14 protein-coding genes are annotated in these 13155 nt (G+C 38.8%); all 14 read left to right on the top strand.

Features of this window, described 5'->3' with window-relative positions; translation table 11 throughout:
- The first annotated feature begins 6 nt into the window (after nucleotides 1-6).
- The 14 genes from MHI04_RS13400 (at nucleotide 7) to MHI04_RS13335 (ending at nucleotide 13151) form a co-directional block, all read left to right on the top strand.
- The gene (locus MHI04_RS13400) at nucleotides 7-762 is read left to right on the top strand and encodes an SDR family NAD(P)-dependent oxidoreductase (protein ID WP_058844530.1); all 756 of its coding nucleotides are present in this window, start codon (nucleotides 7-9) and stop codon (nucleotides 760-762) included.
- Nucleotides 763-870: 108 nt separating this feature from the next.
- Nucleotides 871-1665, top strand: a complete 795-nt coding sequence (locus MHI04_RS13395) for a MerR family transcriptional regulator (protein ID WP_058844531.1) — start codon at nucleotides 871-873, stop codon at nucleotides 1663-1665.
- Between the two features lie 78 nt (nucleotides 1666-1743).
- Entirely contained in the window at nucleotides 1744-2553 is an 810-nt protein-coding gene (locus tag MHI04_RS13390) for a type II CAAX endopeptidase family protein (protein ID WP_036120119.1), read from the top strand.
- Nucleotides 2554-2831: 278 nt separating this feature from the next.
- Nucleotides 2832-4025, top strand: a complete 1194-nt coding sequence (locus MHI04_RS13385) for an argininosuccinate synthase (RefSeq protein ID WP_058844532.1) — start codon at nucleotides 2832-2834, stop codon at nucleotides 4023-4025.
- A gap of 80 nt (nucleotides 4026-4105) precedes the next feature.
- Complete coding sequence (gene argH / locus MHI04_RS13380) at nucleotides 4106-5485, top strand: argininosuccinate lyase (RefSeq protein WP_340811437.1); 1380 nt, start codon at nucleotides 4106-4108, stop codon at nucleotides 5483-5485.
- Nucleotides 5486-5689: 204 nt separating this feature from the next.
- Nucleotides 5690-6067, top strand: a complete 378-nt coding sequence (locus MHI04_RS13375; protein ID WP_036120128.1) for a carboxymuconolactone decarboxylase family protein — start codon at nucleotides 5690-5692, stop codon at nucleotides 6065-6067.
- Nucleotides 6068-6622: 555 nt separating this feature from the next.
- On the top strand, nucleotides 6623-7000 hold the full coding sequence (locus MHI04_RS13370) for a GntR family transcriptional regulator (protein ID WP_036120131.1): 378 nt from the start codon (nucleotides 6623-6625) through the stop codon (nucleotides 6998-7000).
- 7 nt (nucleotides 7001-7007) lie between these two features.
- Entirely contained in the window at nucleotides 7008-8087 is a 1080-nt protein-coding gene (locus MHI04_RS13365; protein ID WP_340809171.1) for a DUF5808 domain-containing protein, read from the top strand.
- 13 nt (nucleotides 8088-8100) lie between these two features.
- Nucleotides 8101-9396: an alpha/beta fold hydrolase gene (locus MHI04_RS13360; protein ID WP_342534921.1), complete on the top strand. Its 1296-nt coding sequence runs from the start codon at nucleotides 8101-8103 to the stop codon at nucleotides 9394-9396.
- Complete coding sequence (locus tag MHI04_RS13355; RefSeq protein WP_036120141.1) at nucleotides 9393-9710, top strand: DUF3784 domain-containing protein; 318 nt, start codon at nucleotides 9393-9395, stop codon at nucleotides 9708-9710. Before MHI04_RS13360 ends, MHI04_RS13355 begins: the two co-directional genes overlap by 4 nt.
- A 162-nt stretch (nucleotides 9711-9872) precedes the next feature.
- On the top strand, nucleotides 9873-11855 hold the full coding sequence (locus MHI04_RS13350) for an AraC family transcriptional regulator (RefSeq protein ID WP_271910190.1): 1983 nt from the start codon (nucleotides 9873-9875) through the stop codon (nucleotides 11853-11855).
- Between the two features lie 129 nt (nucleotides 11856-11984).
- Nucleotides 11985-12137 carry a YpzG family protein gene (locus MHI04_RS13345; RefSeq protein WP_004231380.1) on the top strand — a complete coding sequence of 51 codons (153 nt, stop codon included), beginning with the start codon at nucleotides 11985-11987 and terminating at the stop codon, nucleotides 12135-12137.
- A 118-nt stretch (nucleotides 12138-12255) separates the two neighbouring features.
- Nucleotides 12256-12792 carry a hypothetical protein gene (locus tag MHI04_RS13340; RefSeq protein ID WP_058844535.1) on the top strand — a complete coding sequence of 179 codons (537 nt, stop codon included), beginning with the start codon at nucleotides 12256-12258 and terminating at the stop codon, nucleotides 12790-12792.
- A gap of 20 nt (nucleotides 12793-12812) precedes the next feature.
- Complete coding sequence (locus tag MHI04_RS13335; RefSeq protein WP_036123245.1) at nucleotides 12813-13151, top strand: cupin; 339 nt, start codon at nucleotides 12813-12815, stop codon at nucleotides 13149-13151.
- The last annotated feature ends 4 nt before the right edge of the window (nucleotides 13152-13155 follow it).

Below are 13155 nucleotides of genomic sequence, written 5' to 3'. Positions count from 1 at the left end.
TTACACATGAATAAATATAAAAAGACGATCTTCGTGACAGGTGCAACAAGTGGTGTAGGTTTAAAAACGACAGAATTACTTGTAGCTCAAGGGCATACAGTTTATGCCACGGGTCGTAATGCTGTTGCACTAAAGGTGCTAGAACGTTTAGGAGCTCACGTTATCCAAGCTGATTTAACCAATTTACATACACTCGATGATGTTTGTTCACAGCTCCCACCCATTGATGTGGCGATTCTTTCAGCAGGTGTAGGGAAATTTGCTGTAGCCCCCGCTTTAAAGGATGTGGATATTGCTCAAATGATTGAATTGAATGTAAGTGTACCGATTTACCTTGCCAAACGATTAGCTTCTGCAATGATGGCACAACAGCATGGTCATCTAATTTTTATTGGGTCACAGGCAGGAAAGGTAGCAACACCGAAAGCGAGTGTTTATGCTGCTACCAAGCATGCCATTGTCGGTTTCACGAATGGACTTCGTATGGAGTTAGCTCCATACAATGTGAAAGTAACCGCCATCCACCCAGGTCCCATTGATACACCATTTTTAGATAAGGCAAATGATGCAGGTGGCTACAGAGAGTCCTTAGGAAGATTTTTATTATCCGCAGAAGAAGTGGCACAAGCTACAGTTCAAACAATTGACCGTCCAGTTCGTGAGGTAAATTTACCAAGGATCATGGGATTATCGAGTAAATTATATGCACTCGCACCTGCAACCATTGAATTTCTAGGCAAATCATTTTTCAATAAAAAATAGCAATAATCAGACTGTCGCCATGCTCCCTATGTATGGCGACAGTTTTTTTCATACTTACCTGAAATTGTTGATATAGTAGGGAAGATGAAGCTAAAAAAGGAGAATACAATGTACACTATTGGACAAGTTGCTAAATTTTTAGGCATTTCTAGAGATACGATAAAATTTTACGAAGAAAAGGGATTGGTAAAGCCTCAGCAAAATAAAGGAAATGGCTACAGAAGCTATACCCATTTTGATATCTATGACCTAACAACGGTCAATTTTTATCGAGAAATTGATTTGGAAATCAAAATAATACAGGAATTAAGAAGAGGCAAGAGTATCGAGGGCATTCGCTCATTATTAGAAGAAAAAGAGCAGGGAATGTTGGAGGAGATTGCCTATAAAAAACGACAATTAAAAAAGTTACAAAGGGTCAAGGAAGATTGCGAAAAAATTAAGCAATGTTTAGGAACATACAGTATAAAAGAAATGAAACCACTAGAGATAATGGGAGAAATAGATCATTATACCGCTTATGATGAATATGACATTCTAAAAGAAAACACCGATAATTTTAAAAAAGCAGTGGTCCTTACATCATTAAGAAGAGTAATACGGTTTAATGATGAAGGGATACTAGAAGAACAATTTATAATTACCAGAAAAGTTGAAGATGATGACAAGGCAATAGCTGGGGAAATTCGAGCCTATCCAAAATGTCTTTATACAATCATTGAAGATGGTAGATGGTCTACAGGTGGTAAAAATACGGACGATCAAGTGGAAGCCAGTATGAGAAAAGTAGCCGAGGAAATGGGCTATGAGCTGTTAGGGCTTGTGTATATCAATCTACTGCTAGTTACGTATGAAGAAGGGCTGGAACGTATTTTTTTAGAAATGTATGTGCCAATAAAGTAAAAATAGAGATAGATGATTGACCTGTGAGCAACCCCCAGGTTTATGCTGAAGTTCAGTGCAATGAAATGGGGGATCAACATGAATAGAAATAAGAAGCTAAAAAGACCTGTAGCGAGTTTTATTGTCTTAACCAATGTCATTTTTTGGCCGCTTTTTTGTCTTGTAGGAGCTGTCAAGCTGTTAGGGTTTCCAACGTGGGTTTTCGATGTAATACGCTGTCTATCAGCATGGTCATCAACCTTTGCCTTCGCTATATTATTTCCGAAAATATATCCTGGACAGAGCTTTCTACACTTTGTGAAACAAAAATTTAAGAATAGGTTGAACGGATCGGTGATTTTTTCAGTGCTGACGATTCAAGTCGTCATTTTTATTATTATTTTGAGTCTAGTTATGAATAATCATCAAACAGATTCTATTTTTACAATCTCTTCTTGGGTTATACTGAGCTATTACTTTTTTAGAAATCTTTTATCAGGACCATTAGGTGAAGAATTGGGATGGAGGGGTTTTGCCCTGCTGGAGCTTCAAAAGAAGTATTCCGCATTAGTCGCCTCTATCATCATCGGGTTTTGGTGGGGGCTATGGCATTTACCGATATGGCTTACGACTGGCTTTATGGGCATGGATTTACTCCAATATAGTGGCTTCTTTATGATAGCCATCATAGCGACGAGTATTATTATGGCAGGATTTTATAACATCAATCAGAATTTAATCATCCCCATCATCATTCACCAATTCTTTAATTTTTTTATTGGTTTAGTGAACGGGCATCTCGTTGATTTAATGATGTATAATGCCATTTTATATTCAGTAGCCGCCCTGTTATTGATCATCATTAATCCAAAGAATGCATTGTACAAGACAAAATCAATTAAATCGTGAAAAAAAAATCCCGTTTTCTACGGGGTTCTTTTTTATTGATACATTTATATAGTATACATTTATGCCTTTAGTGAAAAAACGCTTATTCGAGTAAATATTCATACTTTCTCCAATGATTTGATGGATTGGTTGACGTTCGCTTAACTAGTAAAATAAATGTCTATGAATTTATAAAAATACACTTGTATTTATTTTTATAACATGATACTATTCGTGTATAAACTTTTAAATGAATGTATAAAAATACATATAGATAGAGCAATGGAGGCGCATTTTTAATGGCAAATAAAAAAGTTGTATTAGCTTACTCAGGCGGACTTGATACTTCGGTAGCAATTCCATGGTTAAAAGAACAGGGTTGGGATGTAATCGCGGTATGCCTTGACGTTGGTGAAGGGAAAGACCTTGAATTCGTAAAAAATAAAGCTCTTCAAGTAGGAGCTATTGAATCTTATATGGTAGATGCAAAGGATGAATTTGCTGAAAATTATGCATTAATTTCATTACAAGCCCATACTTGGTATGAACAAAAATATCCATTAGTATCAGCACTTTCTCGCCCACTAATCTCAAAAAAATTAGTAGAGATTGCGAACCAGGTCGGTGCGGATGCCGTTGCACATGGTTGCACAGGAAAAGGTAATGACCAAGTTCGTTTTGAAGTGTCTATTAAAGCATTAAATCCTGATCTAGAAGTATTAGCACCAGTACGTGAATGGGGCTGGAGTCGTGACGAGGAAATTGAATATGCGATGAAACATAATGTACCAATTCCAGCAACATTGGATTCACCATTTTCAATTGACCAAAATTTATGGGGACGTGCCAATGAAGCAGGAATTATGGAAGATCCATGGGTATCTCCACCAGAGGAAGCTTACGGCTTAACTGTTTCTGTTGAAAATGCACCAAATGAAGCAGAATATGTGGAGATCGAGTTTATAGCTGGTAAACCAGTAGCATTAAACGGAAAAGAAATGAAGCTAGCAGATTTAATTCAAGAATTAAACGCAGTAGCAGGTGCGCATGGTGTAGGACGTATCGACCATGTAGAAAATCGTCTCGTTGGTATTAAATCACGTGAGGTTTATGAAATCCCAGGAGCAAAAGTGCTGTTAACAGCGCATAAAGAGCTTGAAGATTTAACACTTGTAAAAGAATTAGCACACTTCAAGCCAGTGATTGAGAAAAAATTATCTGAATTAATTTACGATGGGTTATGGTTCTCGCCATTACGTGATGCACTTGAAGCATTCCTTGCGCAATCACAACAATATGTAAATGGTACAGTACGTGTGAAACTGTTCAAGGGGCATGCGATTGTAGAAGGACGTAAATCACCAAATTCACTATACAATGAAAAGCTAGCAACATACTCGAAGGAAGATCAATTCAATCACGCTTCCGCTGTAGGCTTTATCGAGTTATGGGGTCTACCAACCGTAGTGAACTCATCTGTTAATAAAAAATAATATTTAACAAGCGAGGTGTGGGAAGGCATTATGCTTTCACTACACCTTTCAATAAGAAATAAAGGAAAAGGTGAGCTGACATGACAAAACTTTGGGGTGGACGTTTCCAAAAATCAGCAGAAGCGTGGGTAGACGAATTTGGGGCATCCATTGGCTTTGATCAGCAACTTGTGCTAGAGGACCTTGAAGGTAGTGTTGCACATGTCACAATGCTTGGTGCAACAGGGATTTTACCTGTAGCTGACGTAGAGGCCATACTAGGTGGTCTTGCCCAATTAAAAGAAAAGGCAATCGCAGGTGAGCTTGAATTTAGCGTTGCCAATGAAGATATACACTTAAATTTAGAAAAGATGCTGATTGATTTAATTGGTCCTGTTGGTGGCAAGCTACATACAGGTCGTAGCCGTAATGACCAGGTCGCGACGGATATGCATCTTTTCTTGAAAAAGCGTGTGCAGGAAGCAATTGATTTAATCGTGACGTTTCAACAAACATTAGTAGAGAAGGCTCAAGAACATATTGAAACGATTGCGCCTGGTTATACACATTTACAACGTGCCCAGCCAATATCCTTTGCGCATCATTTAATGGCGTACTTTTGGATGCTAGAGCGTGATAAACAACGCTTTACAGAATCCATCAAGCGCATTGATATTTTGCCATTAGGGGCAGGGGCTATGGCGGGAACGACTTTCCCAATCGACCGCTTAAAATCCGCAGAATTACTTGGCTTTAGTGAGGTATATGCCAACTCTATGGACGCTGTGAGTGATCGTGATTTTATTGTGGAATTTTTAAGTAATGCATCCTTGTTAATGGCACATTTATCACGCTTTGCAGAGGAAATTATTATTTGGTCTACAGATGAATTTAAATTTATTGAATTGGATGATGCCTTCTCTACAGGTTCTTCCATTATGCCACAAAAGAAAAACCCTGATATGGCAGAGCTCATTCGTGGGAAAACAGGGCGCGTTTACGGGAATCTAATGGGCTTATTAACCGTGTTAAAGGGCACACCTTTAACGTATAACAAAGATATGCAGGAGGATAAAGAAGGCATGTTCGATACTGTGCATACCATTCTTGGTTCACTGAAAATCTTTGAAGGCATGATTCGTACAATGACCGTCAATACAGAACGTTTGCATCAAGCTGTCCATGCTGATTTTTCAAATGCAACAGAGCTAGCAGATTATCTTGCGACAAAAGGTATGCCATTCCGTGAGGCACATGAGGTGACAGGGAAGCTTGTCTTCACATGTATTCAAAAGGGGATTTACTTATTAAATTTACCGCTGGAAGAAATGCAGCAGGAAAGTGCACTAATTGAAGCAGATATTTATGATGTGTTAGCGCCAGAAGCGGCTGTTCGACGCCGTCATTCCTTAGGTGGAACCGGCTTCGAACAAGTGAAGATCCAAATTGACAAAGCAAAAGCCTGTCTTGTAAAACATTAATTGTTGCGTGCATGTCCTTGTGACTTTTGCATAGATATTCATTAAAGCTGTCCAGTGAGGCACTATGAAAACCTATATCCTTTTTCAACTAAGCCAGAGGGTGACGTGAAAAAGAGACCCTTACATACGTGAAGGACAATCCCCAATTCTGGAGACGCGGAATTGGGGTTTTTGTATAAGAAAATGGTGGGAGGAATCCAGTAAATGAATGAACGTTTTACAAAGGGGCTTGACACAATCAAACAATATATGACTGAGGAAGAAGTAACACAGATGATTACATCCGATCCATTAGCCGATGTGGCACCTGATTTACGCAAAATGATTATTGAATTTGCTTATGGTGATGTCTATGCACGACCAGGATTGGAGGCCAAAAATCGAGCACTTGTCGTGATAACAGCAGTTGTCACACAAGGTGCTGCGCCGCAAACAAAAACCCATATCCAACGAGGATACCATGCAGGCTTAACACAGACAGAAATTGTCGAGGCTCTGTTACAATTAGTGCCCTACATCGGTTTTCCAAAAGTGCAAAATGCCTTAACCATTGCACAGCAAGTCTTTGCAGAAAAAATTTGAAGCATGAATAAAAAATCAGGCAAAGGTTCATAATAAGTTCGGAAACACTTATTAATCTAATATGATGGGGAGGATGCAGAATGAGTAATAGTCAAACACCCAAAGACCAAGAATCTCAGGAAAGTCCGCCACAACTGGTTAAGGTTGAAGCTTCTTAAAACTTAAGCCTAAAGGTGAAACAGAATTGATCTGCTTCGCTGTAGATTAAGTTGAAGCGTAAACCTACTAGTAAAAAATCAAATAGAAGCAATAAGTGTCCATGGATCCAGAATTATTCTGGGTCCTTTTTGTGGTTCACTGTTAACAATCTAATTGAGGGTGAGAAGCAGAGAGAAAGGCGCTCCTACTAGGGTAATAAAATTCATAAGGAAGGCAAAATGCACTCACCCAAGCCAAGACTCCACCCCTTTCAAAGGTAAAACATCATATAAGACATTCACATAGGTGAGTTAGTCACCTTCATCATTACCTTCATTTGACATTTTGAGAAATCTGTATTACTCTATACATAACAGATTCTGTTTGGGTATTAACAATACAGATTGGAGGAGCGATATGCAAATACGGTTAGATCCAAATAGTGAATTGCAGCTTTATAAGCAATTAGCCAATCAATTAATTGAATTCATCGCAAAAGGTGAACTGAAAAATGGTGATACATTACCAGCGGTGCGTGCGATGGCTACGGATTTAGGTATCAATGTAAGCACAGTGAGTAAGAGCTACCATGAACTCGAGGAAAAAGGGTTAATCGAATTAAAACCGAAAGCGAAGGCAGTCATTATTGGTGGGCAAAAGCGAGAGCTGGAAGAAACAGAGGTTGAAAAAGTGGAAAATGCTTTAAAGCCAATTATGGCGGAAGCTTTTGCACGTGGGTTTGAAAAAGAACAAATAACAAGTTTGTTCCAGCGAATTTTAAAACAATGGAAGTAGGGGTAGTATGCTTATAATAGTAGGCATCTTTATCATTGTCGGTATTTTGGAAACCATGACACCACATTTAACAAGAAAAACGAATGTTTTTGGTGTTTCCATACCAGAACCTTATGTCAAGCATCCTCAATTACAGCTTTGGAAGAAGCGTTATAGTCAAATCATCGGAGGAATTGCAGGCTTATTTTTACTAGGTCAAATCGGATTCTCTTTGTCGCCTATGCAGGAGGAGAAAACGTCTTTAATCTCCTTTATCCTTTTGTATGTCATGCTCCTGCTATCATCTGGTCTTTACATGAGTTACCATGTTAAAACGAAAAATTTAAAGGGACAGGAACAATGGGAAACAAACATTAAAACGGTGCATGTAACAGACTTAACAATCCGCCAAAAAGATGAAACACTATCGCCCTTATTTTTTAGTTTACCTATCATCATGACACTGGCATTGATTGTTTTTACGTACATGAATTATGACACCATTCCAGCAATTTTTGCCACGCATTGGAATGGTGCAGGGGAGGCGGATGGTTGGACTGAAAAAACTAGGCTCTCCGTCATCAGTATGCCACTGATATTATTAGCGATACAAATTAGCTTTTTCATCATGGGCCAAGGGATGAAAAGTGCCAAAATTCAATTGAGTGCACAGGCTAGAGAAGCCTCAGTTCATCGGGAACTGACTCAACGCAAATATGGTAGCTGGTATTTAGCAGCGATTAATTTTAGTATGACGATTCTATTTATTGTTTTACATTATACAACCGTTATTTTACATGACCAAACAGCCCCATACTTTTTTCCCCTTTTTCTTGTCTTTAATATCGTTACATTAGGTGGCTTACTAGTATTAATTTGGAAGCTCAGTAAAAGCAATGAACGTTTTGATGAGGTACATACAAATGAAACAGCTGCGGCAGATGATCAATACTGGAAATGGGGGATTTTTTATTGTAACAAAAACGATCCATCCTTATTAGTGCCGAAAAAATTTGGAATCGGATGGACTGTCAATTTTGCGAATAAATGGAGCTACATCATAATCGGTATTACCTTATTGCCAATTTTATTGGTGATCTTCATATAGAGAGGAAGATTGGATGAAAAAATGGTTATTGTTATGTTGCACATTGTTACTTTTAAGTGCCTGTGGGCAAAAAGAGGTCACTGCGGACAATCAAGAGACAAAGGGGCAAAGTGCAATGAATGAACAGTTTATCGGAAAATGGGAGGGTAATATTGAAACGCCTAATGGAGCACTGCCAATTATCGTCGATTTACAGAAAGATAGTGGTACATTATCTGTTCCAGCACAAGGTTTATCTAATTTTCCATTTCAAAGTGTCAAGTATACAGATGACAATGTGAAAGTATCTATTCATTTGAACGGCTCTGTTATTGCGATAAACGGCATATTAAAAAATGAACAAATAGAGGCTACATTTCAACAAAATGGTGGGAATTTCCCCCTAATTTTAACGGCTTATAAAGAGCAGCCCGTTACCTATGAAAAACTAAAAATTCCTGTTCAACAGGGAGACTTAACAGTTGCTTTACAAAAAGCGAGCACGTCGCCATCGCCTGTGGCTCTCATTATAGCAGGCTCTGGGCCAACTGATAAAGATGGTAATTCCGCTCTAGCTGGTAAAAATAATAGCTTAAAAATGCTGGCGGAAGGTTTAGCACAAGAGGGCATTACGACGGTTCGCTATGATAAGCGAGGACTTGGTGATAATCAAGCGCTCTTAACAAAGGAAGAAGATGGGACGTTTGATCAATACGTGGATGATGCAGTACAAATCCTACAAACATTGATGGCGGATAAAGCTTATACAAGTGTACACGTGATTGGTCATAGTGAAGGCTCACTCATTGGTTTGCTAGCAGCTCAAAAAACAGGGGTAGCGTCCTTCGTCTCTATCGCAGGTGCTGGAAGACCATTGGACGTAGTACTCTTAGAGCAATTAAAAGGTCAGTTAGCACCGAAGCTTTACAATGAATCAACGGATATTTTGACAGCTTTAAAGCAAGGCAAGCAAGTGACAACTGCTTCGCCAGAACTACAAGCCCTCTTCCGTCCATCTGTTCAGCCTTTCCTGATTTCTTTGCTAAAGTACCATCCTGCTGACGAGTTGGAGAAAGTAAAAAGCCGTGTATTAATCGTACAAGGAACAACGGATTTACAAGTAAAGGAAGTCGATGCCGAGGCATTAAAGAAAGGCAAACCAGAGGCGAAGCTACTTTATATGGAGGGTATGAACCATGTATTGAAAAAAGCTCCAGCAGATGGTGCAGGAAACTTAGCAACCTATTCAGACCCTTCATTGCCATTACATGAAAAATTACTACCAGCGATTCAGCAATTTATTAATGAAGAGCAGGATGATGAACGATGAGTATCTTTGTATATGGAATTATCATGCTGCTATTTCTGACCTTTGCCATTGTGCTGTCCCAAGGGAAAGGAGCGTTTTTAATCGCAGGATTTAATACGATGCCAGAAGAAGAAAAAAAGCAGTATGATGAGCAAGCATTGGCGAGATTTATGGGGAAAATGATGTATGGCTACTGCTTTTGTGTGCTTTTATGGATTCTTAATGAACTTTTTCATACACAGTGGTTATTTTTTAGTATCGGACTTGTTCTTTTCGTAGCATTGACGATCTTTTTAATGATCTATGTGAACACAGGCAATCGTTTCAAAAAATAAGAAGGATATAAAATGGACTTGGTCAATGCAATGACAAGTCCATTTTGTTTGGCTACATTTGAAGGAAATGCATTTTATCTATGAGAATTATTATCAATTAGTGGGATTTCTGTTAAACTAGAGACATGCTATTGGTTAAACTAGAAGGAGTGCTTGAGCTCGATGAAATTAAGTGATCATATACTTTTATGGAATCACGCATACATCAAAATTATGGATGTACGATTGACAATGATGGAGCAGGGAGAGGATTTTGGTCCCTATCGATTGCCGACCAGTGCCTTTCTCTATACAAAAAGAGGGAATGCTCAAATCTGGCTGGATAAAAACAGACATCTGGTACACCCGTTTCACGTCCTGCATGCAGGAAAAGGGGTGGATGTAGAGATTGTAGCGGAGAAAGAGTTTGAATACTTTATGATTTTCTATAAGGCAATACTTCCGTTACCTCATCGCCAAGAAATGGTAGCCTTGATGGAAAATCATAATCCTTTCCACTATCAATATGCTTTTGTGCCAGCTCATCCTCTTGCATTACTTGACAGAGCAGAGCAGATGAAGATAGTTTGGCAACAGGCCCATGACAAAGAGCTGAAAAATTTACATATAAAATCATTATTCTATCAATTTATCTATGAATTATTGCGGCAAATGCATGGACAGGGAATTCATCCCGTAAAGCCAGATATGGTGGCGCAGGCAGTTCGCTATATAGAGGAACATGCGCATATGCCTCTAACACTAGACATCATAGCGCAAGAGTTAGGCTGTAGCATTGGTTATTTATCAAAACTGTTTAAAGAAAAAATGCATACAAGCCCGATTCATTATTTAGGTGAAATGCGTGTCAATAAAGCAGCGGCATTACTCGTGCAAACAGATGCTACGTTGCAGGAAATTGCGGAGCATGTCGGTTATCCTGACGGTCATTCCTTGAGCCGAAGCTTTAAACGATACAAGGGTGTATCTCCAGCACAATTTAAAGTGGCATGGAGGCAAAAGCGGCAACTGGAAGATGAAGAATTGCCACTTTGGAAAAGAAGATATGCTATTCTCCCAAAACAATTCGAGTGTTATATTGATGATGAAATTGAAAATCATTATCAACGAAAGGGAGTAAATGAAATGTCGAAGTACAAAAATATGAAAGTAAAGGCTATGACGTTGTTTATGTGCCTATCATTGTTGCTAGCAGCATGCTCAAATACAAATGGAGCCTCATCATCGACAAATCAAGTGGAATCACAAGCGAATAGTGGACAAGAGGCTGTACAAGAAGGAAAGACAAGAATTGTTTCGACGCCTAGAGGTGATGTAGAAATTCCAGCTCAGCCACAGCGTGTAGCGGCTGATCAATATATGGGGCAGCTTTTAAAGTTAGGAATTATTCCAGTTGGTGTCCGCGAAGGCATGTTAACGGAAGGTTGGATTGAGAAAGCGGGGATTCCTCAAGAAACGCTCGCTAAAATCGAGAATTTAGGTGGCTTCCCAATGAATCCTGAAAAACTCATTATGCTAGAGCCCGATTTAATCATTGGGTCGATTGAGAAAAATATTGAACAATATGAAAAAATCGGCTCTACTGTTTTTATTCCTTACTGGGAAGAGCTTTCGACGGCTGGACCATTAGAAAAATTTAGAAGAATTGCTGAAGTATTTGGAAAAGAGCAGGAAGCTGAGTTATGGATAGAAGAATATGAACAGAGGGTAGAAGATGCTCGAAAACAAATCGATGGCATCATTAAAGAAGGTGAAACGGTATCAGTCGTGCAATTAAGCCCTACAGGTTTATTTGTGTTAGCTGCTGAGGGAGGGAATTATGGTAGTAACACCATTTATCAGATGTTGAAATTACCTCCAACAGAGCAAGCTTTAAACATGAAAGAGGGCTTTGAAAATATCTCATTAGAGGTATTGCCACAGTATTTAGGCGATCATGTATTTGTCTATGTCAATTCGCAAGAAGATGCAGAAGAAATTTTGAATAGTCCGATTTGGCAGGGAGCACCTGCTGTTAAAAATGGCAATGTTTATATGTATGGTGAGTTCGATGATGAGTTTGTCATGGAAGATCCTTACTCTTTAGACCTACAACTTGAGAAAATTGTCAAAGTTTTATTGGAGAAAAAAATAAAAAGCAAGTAAAACCTGCATTCATTTTGCAATAAAGTAGAGCTATTTTCTGATGAATGGCCGTTTGTATAAATTCATCCTAGCTGGTCATAATAAAGAAGATTTCACTTATGAAATCTATAATGATGAGGAGGATGAAAAATGAGTAGGTTCGAACAATTAGATCCAAAATCTCAAAAAATCCACCGCAACTGGTCAAGGATTAAGCGATCCAAATCGCAAGTAAATGGTGAAACGGAGATAACTCTCCATAATCGCCTCTTGCGAAGTGAAGCAAAGGCCCGTCAGTTTTAATCATGTTAGAAAAGTAAGTGTCATCAAGCCCAGAAAAAATTCTGGGTTTTTTTATGGATAAAAATAGAAGGCGGAATGTATTATAATACGTTATAAGGAAGAAAAGGGGAGGAAGGCTATGAATATTACTATTCCAACTTATTTACAGTCATATGCAGAAAATGTTGAACAGCTAGAGGCAGTTGAATCACAGTTACAGCTTTGTTCCAGCACAGGGAATAAACAGTTTGAAATTTGGTACTATGGAGATTTACTAACAATCGAAGGTGAGGCATTGCCTTTCATTACTGGAGCAACCGCTAGAATCGTTGCAAAAGACCCTTTAACGGCGGAGGAAATTTTGCTATTTGATGCAACCCTACATGGCTATAATGCGCTATTTTGTGATGAATTTACGGAGGAGCAGCGTATCCATCGTCCACTACGGAAATATCTTTTGCCCACAACGGAAGTTGTCCTATCATTTTTCTATAATATTGACTATGACGAAGAAGCAGAAGACTATGAGGTAGATGAACATGGCAATGTACAGCTACTCAACGGAGAAACAGCAGATTGGGAGACGATAAAAAGTATTGGCTATGATGCCTTTGCTTTTTATGGCAAATCAGAAGATGGTACACTGCTAGCATTTGCACAGGAAGAATTAGCCTAGCATGAAAGGAACATAGAAAAATGCAATTCATCTCATATACACAAGATTTAGCGAAGCAAATTCATCAATATCAATCAAACAATGCATTTTATCGGAACATTATGAAAACAGAAGAGCCAGTGAATATCGGTTTCATCTATATTGAGCCAAATGGGGTAGTTGGTATGCATGAAGCCCCTGTTCCTCAGCTTTTTATCGTGATGCATGGCGAAGGCTGGGTTCGTGGTGAAGATGATGAAAAAATCACCATAAAATCTGGACAGGGTGTACTTTGGCATCAAGGGCAGGCGCATGAATCTGGTAGTACGACAGGCTTGACAGCACTTGTGATCCAAGCTGAGCATATACATCTTACATAAAAAA

The sequence above is a fragment of the Lysinibacillus sp. FSL K6-1151 genome (genome assembly GCF_038630755.1).
In the GTDB taxonomy this organism is placed as follows: Bacteria; Bacillota; Bacilli; order Bacillales_A; family Planococcaceae; genus Lysinibacillus; species Lysinibacillus fusiformis_D.
The sequence above is the reverse complement of the archived record's forward strand: the minus strand, read 5'-3'. Positions and strand labels throughout refer to the sequence as shown.

Bases quoted from the DNA above. Each gene is read 5' to 3' on its own strand.
- MHI04_RS13395 (WP_058844531.1), top strand. From the start codon at position 871: ATGTACACTATTGGACAAGTTGCTAAATTTTTAGGCATTTCTAGAGAT.
- MHI04_RS13370 (WP_036120131.1), top strand. From the start codon at position 6,623: ATGCAAATACGGTTAGATCCAAATAGTGAATTGCAGCTTTATAAGCAA.
- MHI04_RS13355 (WP_036120141.1), top strand. From the start codon at position 9,393: ATGAGTATCTTTGTATATGGAATTATCATGCTGCTATTTCTGACCTTT.
- MHI04_RS13365 (WP_340809171.1), top strand. From the start codon at position 7,008: ATGCTTATAATAGTAGGCATCTTTATCATTGTCGGTATTTTGGAAACC.
- MHI04_RS13350 (WP_271910190.1), top strand. From the start codon at position 9,873: ATGAAATTAAGTGATCATATACTTTTATGGAATCACGCATACATCAAA.
- MHI04_RS13335 (WP_036123245.1), top strand. From the start codon at position 12,813: ATGCAATTCATCTCATATACACAAGATTTAGCGAAGCAAATTCATCAA.
- MHI04_RS13360 (WP_342534921.1), top strand. From the start codon at position 8,101: ATGAAAAAATGGTTATTGTTATGTTGCACATTGTTACTTTTAAGTGCC.
- argH (WP_340811437.1), top strand. From the start codon at position 4,106: ATGACAAAACTTTGGGGTGGACGTTTCCAAAAATCAGCAGAAGCGTGG.
- MHI04_RS13340 (WP_058844535.1), top strand. From the start codon at position 12,256: ATGAATATTACTATTCCAACTTATTTACAGTCATATGCAGAAAATGTT.
- MHI04_RS13385 (WP_058844532.1), top strand. From the start codon at position 2,832: ATGGCAAATAAAAAAGTTGTATTAGCTTACTCAGGCGGACTTGATACT.
- MHI04_RS13375 (WP_036120128.1), top strand. From the start codon at position 5,690: ATGAATGAACGTTTTACAAAGGGGCTTGACACAATCAAACAATATATG.
- MHI04_RS13345 (WP_004231380.1), top strand. From the start codon at position 11,985: ATGAGTAGGTTCGAACAATTAGATCCAAAATCTCAAAAAATCCACCGC.
- MHI04_RS13400 (WP_058844530.1), top strand. From the start codon at position 7: ATGAATAAATATAAAAAGACGATCTTCGTGACAGGTGCAACAAGTGGT.
- MHI04_RS13390 (WP_036120119.1), top strand. From the start codon at position 1,744: ATGAATAGAAATAAGAAGCTAAAAAGACCTGTAGCGAGTTTTATTGTC.